This window comes from Microbacterium hibisci (assembly GCF_015278255.1).
In the GTDB taxonomy this organism is placed as follows: Bacteria; Actinomycetota; Actinomycetes; order Actinomycetales; family Microbacteriaceae; genus Microbacterium; species Microbacterium hibisci.
This window is the reverse complement of the sequence record NZ_JADIJC010000001.1, coordinates 247731-261066: the sequence shown is the minus strand read 5'-3', so window position 1 is coordinate 261066 and position 13336 is coordinate 247731. Positions and strand designations below refer to the sequence as shown.

General features: G+C 70.8%; 13 protein-coding genes. 5 read left to right on the top strand and 8 right to left on the bottom strand.

The features are described from left to right. Positions 1-23: 23 nt before the first annotated feature. The 5 genes from IM770_RS01230 to IM770_RS01210 are packed head-to-tail and all read left to right on the top strand — an operon-like array spanning position 24 to position 4949. Entirely contained in the window at positions 24-1052 is a 1029-nt protein-coding gene (locus IM770_RS01230; protein WP_307785333.1) for an iron-siderophore ABC transporter substrate-binding protein, read from the top strand. Positions 1053-1086: 34 nt separating this feature from the next. After that, positions 1087-2133, top strand: a complete 1047-nt coding sequence (locus tag IM770_RS01225) for a FecCD family ABC transporter permease (RefSeq protein ID WP_203579317.1) — start codon at positions 1087-1089, stop codon at positions 2131-2133. Then, positions 2130-3179: a FecCD family ABC transporter permease gene (locus IM770_RS01220; RefSeq protein ID WP_203579316.1), complete on the top strand. Its 1050-nt coding sequence runs from the start codon at positions 2130-2132 to the stop codon at positions 3177-3179. Before IM770_RS01225 ends, IM770_RS01220 begins: the two co-directional genes overlap by 4 nt. Then, positions 3176-4048, top strand: coding sequence for an ABC transporter ATP-binding protein (locus IM770_RS01215; RefSeq protein WP_203579315.1), 873 nt, complete (start codon positions 3176-3178; stop codon positions 4046-4048). Before IM770_RS01220 ends, IM770_RS01215 begins: the two co-directional genes overlap by 4 nt. Continuing rightward, positions 4041-4949 (top strand): siderophore-interacting protein, encoded by a 909-nt coding sequence (locus IM770_RS01210; RefSeq protein WP_203579314.1) that lies wholly within the window; start codon positions 4041-4043, stop codon positions 4947-4949. Before IM770_RS01215 ends, IM770_RS01210 begins: the two co-directional genes overlap by 8 nt. A 27-nt stretch (positions 4950-4976) precedes the next feature. Here IM770_RS01210 and IM770_RS01205 read toward each other — a convergent pair whose 3' ends face one another. The 8 genes from IM770_RS01205 to sufB all read right to left on the bottom strand — a co-directional run bounded on the left by IM770_RS01205 (position 4977) and on the right by sufB (position 13286). Continuing rightward, a complete protein-coding gene (locus IM770_RS01205) occupies positions 4977-6347 on the bottom strand; it encodes an MFS transporter (RefSeq protein ID WP_203579313.1) in 1371 nt (456 codons plus the stop codon). Then, the gene (locus IM770_RS01200) at positions 6344-7504 is read right to left on the bottom strand and encodes a MalY/PatB family protein (protein WP_203579312.1); all 1161 of its coding nucleotides are present in this window, start codon (positions 7502-7504) and stop codon (positions 6344-6346) included. The genes IM770_RS01205 and IM770_RS01200 overlap by 4 nt, the downstream gene beginning before the upstream one ends. 43 nt (positions 7505-7547) lie before the next feature. Further along, positions 7548-9143: a serine hydrolase gene (locus tag IM770_RS01195; protein ID WP_203579311.1), complete on the bottom strand. Its 1596-nt coding sequence runs from the start codon at positions 9141-9143 to the stop codon at positions 7548-7550. 61 nt (positions 9144-9204) lie between these two features. After that, on the bottom strand, positions 9205-9534 hold the full coding sequence (locus tag IM770_RS01190; RefSeq protein WP_045298811.1) for a metal-sulfur cluster assembly factor: 330 nt from the start codon (positions 9532-9534) through the stop codon (positions 9205-9207). A 9-nt stretch (positions 9535-9543) separates the two neighbouring features. Further along, complete coding sequence (sufC, locus tag IM770_RS01185; RefSeq protein WP_203579310.1) at positions 9544-10338, bottom strand: Fe-S cluster assembly ATPase SufC; 795 nt, start codon at positions 10336-10338, stop codon at positions 9544-9546. A 15-nt stretch (positions 10339-10353) separates the two neighbouring features. Further along, complete coding sequence (locus tag IM770_RS01180) at positions 10354-10683, bottom strand: non-heme iron oxygenase ferredoxin subunit (protein ID WP_203579309.1); 330 nt, start codon at positions 10681-10683, stop codon at positions 10354-10356. After that, a complete protein-coding gene (sufD, locus tag IM770_RS01175) occupies positions 10680-11867 on the bottom strand; it encodes a Fe-S cluster assembly protein SufD (protein WP_203579308.1) in 1188 nt (395 codons plus the stop codon). Before sufD ends, IM770_RS01180 begins: the two co-directional genes overlap by 4 nt. Continuing rightward, entirely contained in the window at positions 11868-13286 is a 1419-nt protein-coding gene (gene sufB, locus IM770_RS01170) for a Fe-S cluster assembly protein SufB (protein WP_203579851.1), read from the bottom strand. Positions 13287-13336 lie beyond the last annotated feature (50 nt).

Here is a 13336-nt window from a genome sequence, read left to right as displayed (position 1 = left end):
CCTAAACTTCTCCGGAGGAATCCGTGCGCCTCTCCCGCCCTGTCACCGCCGCCGCGATGCTGGCCGCCGCCGCCATCGCCCTCGCCGGCTGCGCTACGCCGACAGCCGACAACACCGACGAGACGGCCGGCGACTCGTCGGGTGGTGCGTTCCCCGTCACGATCGAGCACGCGTACGGCGAGACCGTCATCGAGTCGCAGCCCGAGCGCGTCGCCACGGTCGCGTGGTCCAACCAGGAGGTGCCGCTGGCGCTGGGCGTGGTTCCGGTCGGCATGGCCGAGGTGACGTGGGGCGACGACGACGGCGACGGCGTGCTGCCGTGGGTCGAAGACCAGCTCGAGGAGCTCGGTGCCGAGACGCCGGTGCTGTTCGACGAGACCGACGGCATCGACTTCGAGGCCGTGGCCGACACGCAGCCGGACGTCATCCTGGCCGCGTACTCCGGCCTCACCCAGGAGGAGTACGACACGCTGTCGAAGATCGCGCCCGTCGTCGCCTACCCCGAGGTCGCGTGGGGCACGTCGTACCAGGACATGATCCGCCTCAACTCCGCGGCGCTCGGACTCGCGGACGAGGGCGACGCGCTCATCGAGGAGCTGCAGGGCGAGGTCGACGCCGCGCTCGCGAACCACCCGGAGCTCGCGGACTCCACCGTGCTGTTCTCGTCGCTCGATCCCGCCGACCTCAGCCAGATCGTGTTCTACACCAGCCTCGACACGCGGCCCGGCTTCCTGGCCGACCTGGGCCTGCCCGAGCCCGCGGTGGTCACCGAGGAGTCCGACGGCGAGGCGTTCTATGCGACCGTCAGCGCCGAGCAGGCCGATCGCTTCGCCGACGTCGACGTGTTCGTCACGTACGGCGACACCGGCGGCGAGCTCATCGCGCAGATGCAGGCCGACCCGCTGCTGTCGCAGATCCCCGCCATCGCCGAGGGCCGCGTCGCGATCCTCGAGTCGTCGACGCCGCTGGCCGCGTCGGCGAACCCGTCGCCGCTGTCGATCGGCTGGGGCGTCGACGAGTACTTCGCCCTGCTCGCCGGCGCGCTGGGCTGAACGATCCCCGCATGATCCTTCGGGGAGTGATCGAGTGACTTCGACCGAGGTCCGATCGCCGACGCCGGATGCCGCGAACCTGCGGCGTCCGGCGGCGGTGCGACTGGGCTGGCTCGGCGTCGCGGCGCTCGCGCTCGCTGCGCTGTGCGTGGCATCGGTCGCCTTCGGCGTGCGCGACGTCACCCTCGAAGACCTCCTCGGCGGACTCGCCGGCGACACCGACGGCGTCGCCCAGGCGGCCGTCGTCGCGCGGCTCCCGCGCACCGTGCTGGCCGTCCTCGTCGGTGCCGCCCTGGCCCTGTCGGGTGCCGCCATGCAGGCCGTGACCCGCAATCCGCTCGCCGATCCCGGCATCCTCGGCGTCTCCGGCGGCGCCGCTCTCGCCGTGGTGATCGGCATCGCCTTCTTCGGCATGACGAACCCTTACGCCTACATCGGGGCGGCCATCGTCGGCGCCGCGGGAGCGGCCGTCTTCGTCTACACCGTGGGATCCCTCGGACGAGGGGGCGCCACCCCCCTGAAACTCGCGCTGGCGGGCGCGGCGTCGTCCGCGGCCTTCATGTCGCTCGTGAGCGCCGTGCTCCTCCCCCGCGTCGACCTCCTCGAGACGTTCCGGTTCTGGCAGATCGGCGGCGTGGGCGGCGCCACGTGGGACCGCATCGCCACGATCGCACCGGTGCTGGCGGTCGGCGCCATCGTCACGGTCGCCTGCGCGCGGGGCATGAACTCGCTCGCCCTGGGTGACGACGTCGCGACGGGCCTCGGCGAGCACGTCCTGCGCACCCGCCTCATCGCCTCGGCCGGAGCCGTGATCCTGTGCGGGGCCGCCACCGCGATCGCCGGCCCGATCGCCTTCGTCGGGCTGATCATCCCCCACCTGTGCCGGCTGCTCGTCGGCACGGACCACCGCTGGCTGCTGCCGTTCTCGGCGGTCACCGGGGCGGGGCTGCTCGTGGCCGCCGACGTCGTGGGCCGTGTCATCGCGCGACCCGACGAGATCGAGGTCGGCATCCTCACCGCTCTCATCGGAGCTCCGTTCTTCATCTGGATCGTGCGCCGGCAGAAGGTGCGTGAACTGTGAGCACCGGCACCCTCTCCCCCGTCACCGTCCAGGCCGTCGTCACCGGGCGCCGACGCCGCTCCCGTCGTCGCGTGCTCGTCACCGGCGCGCTCGCCGTCGGCGTCGTGCTCGTCTTCGCCGCATCGCTCATGATCGGCCAGACCTTCTACGGTCCAGATGAGGTGATACGGGTGATCCTCGGGGAGACGGTGCCCGGCGCCTCGTTCACGGTCGGCGAGCTGCGCCTGCCGCGAGCCGTGCTCGCCGTGGTGGCGGGATTCGCGTTCGGCAGCGCCGGCGTGACGTTCCAGACGATGCTGCGCAATCCGCTCGCCTCGCCCGACATCATCGGCATCACGGCCGGCGCGAGCGCCTCGGCGGTGTTCGGCATCGTCATCCTCTCGCTGAGCGACACGGCGGTCTCGGTGCTGGCGGTCGCCGGCGGCCTGCTGACGGCCCTCGCGATCTACCTGCTCTCGAACAAGGGCGGCTTCGCCGGCACGCGCCTGATCCTCATCGGCATCGGCGTGGCGGCGATGCTGGACGCGCTCATCACCTACGTGCTGTCGAAGGCGCCCGCGTACGACCTGCAGGAGGCGATGCGCTGGCTGGCGGGCAGCCTCAACGGCGCGTCCTGGTCGACCGTGCTCCCCCTCGCGATCGCGAGCGTCGTGCTGGTGCCCGCACTCCTGTCGCGGGGCCGCGATCTCGACACGATGCGGCTGGGCGACGACGCCGCCGCCGCGCTCGGGGTGCGACTGCAGGGCAGCCGCATCGTCGCGATCGTGGCGGCGGTCGCGCTGCTGGCCTTCGCGACCGCCGCGACAGGACCCATCGCTTTCGTCGCGTTCATGGCCGGACCGATCGCGGCGCGCATCGTCGGGCCGGGCGGCTCGCTGCTGCTGCCATCGGGGCTCGTGGGTGCACTGCTCGTGCAGCTCGCGGACCTGCTCGGCCAGTTCGCGTTCGACAGCCGCTATCCCGTCGGCGTCGTGACCGGAGTGCTGGGCGCACCGTTCCTCATCTACCTCCTCATCAGGACGAACCGAGCCGGAGGATCGCTATGACCGAATCCCACAGCCTGTCGGCGGAGGGTCTGACGCTCTCGTACGGTGATCGCACCATCGTCGAGCGCCTCGACCTCGACGTGCCGCCCGGTCGCATCACCGCGATCGTCGGCGCGAACGGATGCGGCAAGTCCACGCTCCTGCGGGCGCTCGCCCGCCTGCTCTCGCCGCGCGAGGGGCAGGTCGTTCTCGACGGCAAGGCGCTCCATGGCCGCCCCACGAAAGAGATCGCCCGCACCCTCGGCCTGCTGCCGCAGAGTCCGGTCGCCCCGGAGGGCATCGCGGTGGCCGACCTCGTCGGCCGCGGGCGCCACCCGCATCAGAAGCTGCTGGCGCGCTGGAGCGCCCACGACTACGAGGTCGTCGCGCGCGCGCTCGCCTCCACCGGCATCGAGGATCTCGCGGACCGGTCGGTCGACGAGCTCTCGGGAGGACAGCGGCAGCGCGCATGGATCGCGATGGCGCTGGCCCAGGAGACCGACATCCTGCTGCTCGACGAGCCGACGACCTTCCTCGACGTCGCGCATCAGGTCGAGGTGCTCGACCTGCTCACCGACCTCAACCGCGAGCGCGGCACGACGATCGTCATGGTGCTGCACGACATCAACCTGGCGGCACGGTACGCGGATCACCTGTTCGCGCTGCGCGCCGGTCGGGTGATCGCGAGCGGAGCTCCCGACGACGTCGTCACACGAGAGCTCATCCGCGACGTGTTCGACCTCGATGCGCTCGTCGTGCCCGATCCCGTGTCGGGTTCGCCCATCGTCCTCCCCCGCGGCCGCCACCACGTGTCGCCCTCGACTCCGGCCGATGCGGCCTCTCTCGCCGCCGCGGCCTCACACCTTCCGACAGGAGCCTCCGATGTCTGACGCAGACGTGCCCTACCGCTTCTTCCGCGCCCGCGTGACCGCGATCGCCGACGTGACGCCGAGCTTCCGGCGCTTCACGTTCGGCGGTGAGGACCTCGCCGAGTACGGCGACCCGGGGCTGGACCAGCGCGTCAAGATCGTGTTCCCGACCCGGACGTTGGGCCTCGACGCGATGCCGACCGGCGACGACTGGTACGCGCAGTGGCGCGAGCTGCCCGAGGAGCGGCGCCTGCCCTTCCGCACCTACACGACGCGCTACGTCCGCAACCATGTCAGCGAGGTCGACGTCGACATGGTGTCGCACGATGTCATCGGGCCTGCGTCGGACTGGATCGCTCGGGCCGCCGTCGGCGACGAGGTGCTCATCTTCGCCCCCACCGTCGCGCACAGCGGCGTGAGCTTCGGGATCGACTTCGTGCCGCCCGCGCGTGTCGACGCGATCCTGCTCGCCGGTGATGAGACTGCCGCGCCGGCGATCGCCGCGATCCTCGAGCAGCTTCCCCGCGAGGCGCGGGGCGTCGTCGCGGTGGAGCTGCCACACGCCGACGACGCGGCCTACCTGCCGCGCCATCCCGGGTTCGAGTACCGCATCGGGGCGCGCGCGGACGGCGAGCGTCACGCGCACCTCGTCGAGTCCGTGACGGATGCCGCAGCCACCCTGGCGCCTGCCGGCGCGGGCGCCGACGTCGAAGAGGTCGACATCGACACCGACATCCTGTGGGAGGTGCCGCGCACGGCGAAGGGCGGGGCAGCGCTCAAGAGCGCCCGGCTCTACGCGTGGCTGGCCGGCGAGGCCGGAGCGATCAAATCGCTGCGCCGCCACCTGGTCGCCGAGCGCGGCGTCGACCGCCGCGCCGTCGCCTTCATGGGCTACTGGCGCCTGGGCCGCGCCGAGAACTGACGCGTCTGCGGTCTCGACATTCGCCGCTCAGCCGCGCGCTGCGGCCTCGTGCGCGTGCCCGAGCCGCAGTCCGGGGATCAGTGCGCCGAGTGCGAGCACGACGCCGATCGCGAAGACGGCCGGGAATCCGGCATCCGTCCCCGCCAGCGCCGTGAACACGAGACCCATCACCGCGATCGAGGCCGCTGAGCCGACCGCGTCGGAGATGGACAGCGCCGACGAGTTGAAGCCCTGATTCTGCGGGCTGGAGTACGCCAGCGTCAGCACGGTGAGCCGCGGGTACATGAGACCCATGCCCCCGCCCGCGAGCGCCCAGCCGGCGATGAGCACTGCGGGGTGGAGGCCCAGCAGAGCCGTCGCCACCGCGATGAGGAGGGCCATCACGAGCAGCGCCGTGCCGATCAGCGTGATGCGCGTGTTTCCCAGTCGGTCGCCGAACCGGCCCTGCACGTCCGCGGCGGCCGCCCACGCGAGCGCGGCGGCCGTGAGGCCGAGTCCCGCCCAGGTCGGCGAGAAGCCGTAGTCGTCGATGAGCAGGTACGGGATGTAGATCTCGGCGCCGAAGAGCGCGCCCGCGATGAGTCCGCGCATCAGCACGACGCTCGGCAGGCCGCGCGCCGCCCGCAGCGTGCCGCGCGGCAGCAGCGGTCTCGAGGCGAGGGCGATGACGACGACGGATGCCGCCACCGCCGCCCACGCCCAGCCGCCGAGTTCGCCGGCGAGACTGAGCCCCAGCGCGCCCGCGGCGACCGCCACGGCGCACGCGAGCCGCGGCAGGACACGGGAGGTCGCCGGCTCGTCGGTGTGGAGCGGGAGGCCGTGCAGGCGCGCGACGACCATCACGAAGGCGACCACGGTGAGCGCGGCGACCCCTAGGAACACCCATCGCCAGTGGAGGAACTCGGTGACGGCGCCCGCGAGGAACGGCCCGATCAGCGACGGCACGACCCAGGCGGCCGAGAACGCGGCGAACACGCGGCCGTGCATCGTTCCGGGGTACACGCGAGCGACCACCACGTACAGCGCGACGGTCTGCCCGCCGGTGCCGAGGCCCTGCACCAGGCGCCCGGCCACGAGCACGGGCATCGTGAGCGCGAAGCCTGCGATCAGCAGGCCGACGACGAACAGGCCGACCGCCGTGCTCAGCGGGGCGAGCACCCCGCCGCGGTCGCACCACGCGCCGACCGCGACCATCCCGATGACGCTCGTCGCCAGCGTTCCCGCGAACGCCACGGCGTACAGTCGCTCGCCGTCGAGGTCGGCGCTCACGACCGGCATCACGGTGGTGATCGCGAGGGACTGCATCGCGGCGAGGAAGATGAGCGCGACGGCGCCCACTGTCACCCACACGTAGCGGGCGTTCCAGATCCCGGTCGTGGGAGCGGTGGCCCCGGTCACGATCCCGCCAGGGCGCCGAGGCGCTCCACCGCCTCGCGGAGGAGCTCAGGGGCGCAGCCGAAGTTGATGCGGACGTGCCCTTTGCCCTCAGTGCCGAAGAGGGGCCCGTGGTGCAGCGCCACCTTCGCTTCGCGGAGGATCCGCACGGCGGGGTTGTCGCCCCATCCGTACGCCGAGACGTCCACCCACGCCAGGAACCCGGCGTCGGGCGGCAGGTAACGCGCGAGCGGCAGGTGCTCCGCCAGCAGCTCGCCGAGGAGCACGCGGTTGCCGTCGAGGGCTGCGAGCAGGCTCTCGAGCCACTCGTCGCTCTCCGCGGAGTAGGCGGCGACGTTCGACAGCGCGCCGAACAGGCCGGTCCGCCACTCCACCTCCCAGGGCAGGGCGCGCAGCTCCTTCGCCTGCGGCTCGGCCCCCGCGATCATCACGGCGCACTTCAGTCCGGCGAGGTTGTAGGTCTTGCTCGCGCTGGTGACGGCGTAGCCGACGCGCTGCGCGGCCTCGGAGGCGGCGAGGAACGGAGTGAAGGTCTTGTCCGCATGCGTCAGCGGCGCGTGGATCTCGTCGCTGATCACGGCGGCGCCGAAGCCGTCGGCGATCTCGGCCAGCCGGACGAGAGCCTCGCGGCTGTGCACGGTGCCGGTGGGGTTGTGCGGGTTGCACAGCAGCACGGCCCGCGCGCCGCCCGCGAGGGCGGCCTCGACGCCGCGGAGGTCGATCTCCCAGCCGGCGCCGCTCGCGACGAGGGGCACGCGCTCGATCACGCCGCCCGCCTCCTCCACGGTGTCGTAGAACGGCGGGTACACCGGCGGCATCACGACGACGCGGTCGCCGGGCTCGATGATGCGGCGGAGGATCTCGACGACGCCCATCATCACGTCGCCCGTCCAGAACACGTGCGACGGCTCGACGGCCCAGTCCCAGCGGCGTCGCGCGAAGTCGACGAACGCCTCGCGCACGCCGGGGTCGGGCGGCGTGTAACCGGTGTCGCCGAGTTCCACCGCTCGCGTGAGCACCCGAGTGATCGCGGGGGCCAGCGCGTAGTCGGTCTCCGCCACGAAGAACGGCAGCACGTCCTCCCCGTACTTGCGCCACTTCGTGCTCGTGCGCTGGCGCAGCTCGGCGAGGGGCAGGGCTTGCAGGGGGGTGACGCTCACCCCTCGACCCTATCGAGCCGGCGCTCTCCGCCCGCCGAGTGAGTCACCGTGTGAAGGTGCCGAGGCCGTGCTGGTCGAAGTACTCCAGCACGAGCGTGCCGCCGTCGAACGTCGCCTTCGAGACCGACCCCGGCGGGGCGTTCTCGCTGAACGGCCGGAAGACGAACTCGTCGCCCGACCAGTGCTCGAGCGTCCAGCGGCCCGTCGGGCCCAGCGCGAGCTCCAGCTCGTCGCCGACCAGCGCCACGGTCGCCGGACCGAAGTAGTCGTTGGCGTACTCCCCCGCGTAGGTCTCGAGCGCCTGCGACGGCTCGGGCGCCGACGGCGCCGTCTCGCCCACGAGCTCGCCGAACGGGTTCGACTCCCCCTCGAAGACCTGCATGAAGAGCGGCAGCCAGTCACGGCGCTCGGCACCGTACTGCGCGATGTCGAGGAACCGCGCGGCGATGCCCTCGGGCACCCCGTTCGCCGACGCGTTCGACAAGACCACGATGCCCAGTCCCGCACCCGGCAGCAGCTTGAACACCGTGCCGGTGCCGAGGAGGAACGCCCCGGAGTGGTTGACGTCGACGAGACCGCCCGCAGTCGTGCCCACGTTGAACCCGAACCCGTAGTAGCCGGCGCGCGAGCCGAACGAGGTCGGCGGCGAGCCCACGATCTGCGGCGACATCGCCGGAACGAGCGACGTCGAGTCGACGAAGGGCTCGCCGTCGTGCTCACCGCCGGCGAGCAGCATCGACAGCCACGGAAGAAGGTCCGCGATGCTCGAGCTCACGCCGCCCGCCGGAGACTGCTGGTCGGGCTGACGCTGATCGGGGGTGACGACCCACTCGCCGTCGAGCGGCATGTGCCCCAGGGCGCGGTTCTCACGGGACTCCAGGTCCGCGTACCGCGAGCTCGTCGAGGTCATGCCGAGCGGCTCGTAGAGGAGTCGCTCCGAGAGCGCCGCCCAGTCCTCGCCGGCGGCGCGTGCGACCGCCTCGCCGGCCGCGGTGATGTCGAAGTTGCCGTACGCGTACGTCGAGCGCCAGGGCGCGAGCGGGGCCAGGCGCAGCCGCTCGAGGATCGCGGCGCGATCGAACCCGATCTCCTCGAGCTCGTCGCCGGCATGCTTGAAGAGACCGGAACGGTGAGCGTACATGTCGGCGATCGTCACGTGGGAGCCCACATAGGGATCCGACAGCGTGAAGCCGTCGAGATGCTCGGCGACGGGCGTGTCCCACGACACGTATCCCTCGTCGATCGCGCGGGCGACGACGCTCGCTCCGATCGACTTGGAGACAGAAGCGAGCGGGAACACCGTGTCGGCGTCGACGGGGTCTCCGCTGTCGAGGTCTCGCACGCCGAATCCCTCGGCGTACAGGACCTCTCCCTCGTACACGACGCCGACGGCGATGCCGGGCGTGCCCGAGGCGTCCATCCCCGCCTCGACCGAGGTCGCGAGGTCGTCGATCGCCGCGTCGACCCGCGCCCGGGTGACCGTCGCCAGCGCGTCGGCACCGGGGTCGGGGTTGACGCTCGCCGTGGGACTGGGAGTCGCCTCGGCGGAGACGTCGGCGAAGGTGCAGCCGGAGGCCCCCGCGAGGACCAGGGCGGCGATACCGACGGCGGACACGACACGCAGCTTGTTCCCCGGCATGCGCCGAGTGTGGCAACGACCACCCGGCCGCGTCAATGGCGCGGCCGGAGACCGGACGGTGTCAGATGGCGAACCCGAGCGCCCGCATCATGTCGCGGCCGTCGTCGGTGATGCGCTCGGGACCCCACGGCGGCATCCACACCCAGTTGATACGGAACCGCTCGACGATGTCATCGAGCGCCTGCGCGGTCTGCTCCTCGAGCACGTCGGTGAGCGGGCAGCCGGCCGACGTGAGGGTCATGTGGATGACCAGCGCGTCGTTCTCGTCGTCCCAGGCGAGGTCGTAGATGAGGCCGAGGTCGACGACGTTGATCCCGAGCTCCGGGTCCATGACGTCCTTGAGAGCCTCGGTCACCTCGTCGTACTTCTCGGGGGTGAGCGTCGCCGTCATAGGTCGATCCTACGCTTCGCTGCCCACGGGGGCCTCGGCCGACTCCTCTTCGCCCGCGGGCAGGTAGCGGTCGTAGCCCTCGTCCTCGAGGCGGTCGGCCAGCTCGGAGCCGCCCTCCTCGACGATGCGCCCGTTCACCATGACGTGCACGAAGTCGGGGTGGATGTAGCGGAGGATGCGCGTGTAGTGCGTGATGAGCAGCACGCCGAGGTCGCTCTCGGCCTTGGCGCGGTTGACGCCCTCCGAGACGATCTTGAGCGCGTCGACGTCCAGTCCCGAGTCGGTCTCGTCCAGCACCGCGATCTGCGGCTTGAGGAGCTCGAGCTGCAGGATCTCGTGTCGCTTCTTCTCGCCGCCCGAGAAGCCCTCGTTGACGTTGCGCTGCGCGAACTTCGGGTCCATGCGCAGGTTCTTCATGGACGTCTTGACGTCCTTCGTCCACGTGCGGATCGAGGGCGCCTCGCCGTCGATCGCGGTCTTCGCGGTGCGCAGGAAGTTGGTCACGGTGACGCCCGGGATCTCGACCGGGTACTGCATGGCGAGGAACAGGCCGGCACGCGCGCGCTCGTCGACCGACATCTCGAGGACGTCCTCGCCGTCGAGGGTGATCGAGCCGCTCGTCACGGTGTACTTGGGGTGGCCCGCGATCGTGTAGGCGAGCGTCGACTTGCCCGAGCCGTTGGGGCCCATGATCGCGTGGGTCTCACCCGTGCGGATGGTCAGGGTCAGGCCGTTGAGGATGGGGGTGGTTCCGGCATCCGTCTCGACCGTCACGTGGAGGTCGCGGATCTCGAGGACAGACATTCTTCAGTACCTTCTTCAGTTCACTTCGAGCTTGACGGTCGCGTCGATGAGCACGTCATCGCCGTCGACGGTGACCGCGAAGACCGGGACCGGTTCGTACGCGGGGAGGTTGAGGGGCTTGCCGGTGCGCAGCGAGAACGCCGAGCCGTGGGCCCAGCACTCGAGCGTCTCGCCGTCGACGAAGCCCTCCGACAGCGAGATGTCGCCGTGGGTGCAGACGTCGCCGATGGCGTGGACCTCGCCGTTCGAGTCGAGCACGACGGCCATCGCGACGCCGTCCACCTCGACCCGGCGGGCCTCGTCCTGCACGAGGTCGCTGAGGGCGCACACGCGCTGCGCGGTCATCGGCCGGCCTCCTTGGCGAGTTCTTCCTCGATCGTCGCGAACAGGTCCGCCTCGAGGTCTTCGACACCGATCTTCTGCACGATCTCGGCGAGGAACCCGAGCACGACCAGGCGACGCGCCTCGTCCTCACGGATGCCCCGCGCCTGGAGGTAGAAGAGCTGCTCGTCGTCGAAGCGACCGGTCGCGCTCGCGTGGCCGGCGCCCCGGATGTCGCCCGTCTCGATCTCGAGGTTCGGGATCGACTCGGCGCGGGCTCCGTCGGTGAGCACGAGATTGCGGTTGGCCTCGTACGAGTCGGTGCCCACGGCATCCGGTCCGATGAGCACGTCGCCGATCCAGACGCTGCGCGCGGACTCGCCCTGCAGCGCGCCCTTGTAGAGCACGTCGCCCGACGTCTCGGCGCCCTTGTGGTGCAGGTACACCTGGCTCTCGAGGTGCTGACCCGAGTCGGAGTAGCTGAGCCCGTACAGTTCGGCGCGCGAGCCGGTGCCCGCCAGCTCGACGCTGGGGTTGACCCGAACGACGCCGCCGCCGAAGCTGACGACCACGTGGCGCAGGGTTGCATCGCGCTCGACGCGCGCCTGGTGCGACGACGCGTGCACGGCGTCGTCGTCCCACTCCTGCACAGAGACGAGGGTGAGGTGGGCGCCGTCGCGCACGATGATCTCGACGTTCTGCGCGTGGCTCGCGGTGCCGGTGTGGCGGAACACGACGGTCGCGTGCGAGTTGGCCTGCGCCTCGACGACCACGTGCGCGTGGGCGAGGCCGCCGGTGCCCTTGAGCGACACCAGGATCGGCTCGCGATACTCGGCGCCGGCGGGGATGCGCAGCAGCGGCGCCTCGGTCTCCTGCTTCCAGGCGATGGCGCTGGGCAGGTCCTCGGGGCGGAACACCTCGCCGCGCGGCGCGGTGCCGGCGAGCAGTCGCTCCTGCACCAGGGTGTCGGGAGCCTGCACGTCGACCTCGATCACGCCGTGGGGACCGGCCTCGTCGACGAAGAGCGGCTGGAGCTTGGGCGTCGGGGTGTGCTTCCAGTTGACCTCGCGGCCCGTCGGCGCCTCGAAAGCGGCGGGGTCGAACGACCAGGGCCGCTCGGAGCGGGTCTGCACGGGCACGAACGCACCGGCGCCATCGGAGTGGCCCTTCGCGCCGGGAATGGTGGGGGCCTCGGTGGTGGGGCTCATCTAGCCGACGGATCCTTCCATGCCCATCTCGATGAGCTTGTTGAGTTCGAGCGCGTACTCCATGGGCAGCTCCCGCGCGATGGGCTCGATGAACCCGCGCACGATCATGGCCATGGCCTCGTCTTCGGGCAGACCGCGGCTCATCAGGTAGAACAGCTGCTCCTCGCTGACCTTCGAGACCGTGGCCTCGTGGCCGAGCTGCACGTCGTCGACCCGGATGTCGATCGCGGGGTACGTGTCGGAGCGCGAGATCGTGTCGACCAGCAGCGCGTCGCAGCGGACAGTGTTGGCCGAGTGGTGCGCGTTGGCGTCGACGCGCACCTCGCCGCGGTAGCCGGCGCGGCCGCCGCCGCGGGCGATCGACTTCGAGACGATCGACGACTGCGTGTACGGCGCCATGTGGATCATCTTCGCGCCGGCGTCCTGGTGCTGGCCCGGTCCGGCGAACGCGACCGACAGGGTCTCGCCCTTGGCGCGCTCCCCCATCAGGAAGATCGACGGGTACTTCATCGTGACCTTCGAGCCGATGTTGCCGTCGATCCACTCCATCGTCGCGCCCTCGTGGGCGACGGCGCGCTTGGTGACGAGGTTGTAGACGTTGTTCGACCAGTTCTGGATGGTCGTGTAGCGCACGCGCGCGTTCTTCTTCACGATGATCTCGACGACCGCCGAGTGCAGCGAGTCGGACTTGTAGATGGGAGCCGTGCAGCCTTCGATGTAGTGCACGTACGAGCCCTCGTCGGCGATGATCAGCGTCCGCTCGAACTGGCCCATGTTCTCGGTGTTGATCCGGAAGTACGCCTGCAGCGGGATCTCGACGTGCACGCCCGGCGGAACGTAGACGAACGAGCCGCCCGACCACACCGCCGTGTTGAGCGCGGCGAACTTGTTGTCGCCGGCGGGGATCACGGTGCCGAAGTACTCCTCGAAGAACTCGGGGTGCTCGCGCAGCGCCGTGTCGGTGTCCATGAAGATGACGCCCTGGCGCTCGAGCTCCTCGTTGATCTGGTGGTAGACCACTTCGGACTCGTACTGCGCCGCGACGCCGGCGACCAGACGCGCCCGCTCGGCCTCGGGGATGCCGAGCTTCTCGTACGTGTTGCGGATGTCCTCGGGGAGGTCCTCCCACGACTGCGCCTGCTTCTCGGTGGAGCGCACGAAGTACTTGATGTTGTCGAAGTCGATCTCCGACAGGTCCGCCCCCCACGTGGGCATGGGCTTGCGGTCGAACAGCTGCAGACCCTTGAGGCGGGTTTTCAGCATCCACTCCGGCTCGGCCTTGAGCGCCGAGATGTCGCGGACCACCGCGTCACTCAGGCCCCGGCGCGCGCTCGCCCCGGCGGCGTCGGCGTCGTGCCAGCCGAACTCGTAGACACCCAGGCCTTCCAGCTCCGGGCGATCGATCAGCACATCAGACATCGTCACGTTCTCCTCCGGGCCCTGGCGGTGTCATCCGTCCCGGCATCCGT

Coding starts and splice junctions, on each gene's coding strand:
- IM770_RS01215 (WP_203579315.1), top strand. CDS start 3,176: ATGACCGAATCCCACAGCCTGTCGGCGGAGGGTCTGACGCTCTCGTAC.
- IM770_RS01210 (WP_203579314.1), top strand. CDS start 4,041: ATGTCTGACGCAGACGTGCCCTACCGCTTCTTCCGCGCCCGCGTGACC.
- IM770_RS01195 (WP_203579311.1), bottom strand. CDS start 9,143: ATGCCGGGGAACAAGCTGCGTGTCGTGTCCGCCGTCGGTATCGCCGCC.
- IM770_RS01190 (WP_045298811.1), bottom strand. CDS start 9,534: ATGACGGCGACGCTCACCCCCGAGAAGTACGACGAGGTGACCGAGGCT.
- sufC (WP_203579310.1), bottom strand. CDS start 10,338: ATGTCTGTCCTCGAGATCCGCGACCTCCACGTGACGGTCGAGACGGAT.
- IM770_RS01180 (WP_203579309.1), bottom strand. CDS start 10,683: ATGACCGCGCAGCGCGTGTGCGCCCTCAGCGACCTCGTGCAGGACGAG.
- sufD (WP_203579308.1), bottom strand. CDS start 11,867: ATGAGCCCCACCACCGAGGCCCCCACCATTCCCGGCGCGAAGGGCCAC.
- sufB (WP_203579851.1), bottom strand. CDS start 13,286: ATGTCTGATGTGCTGATCGATCGCCCGGAGCTGGAAGGCCTGGGTGTC.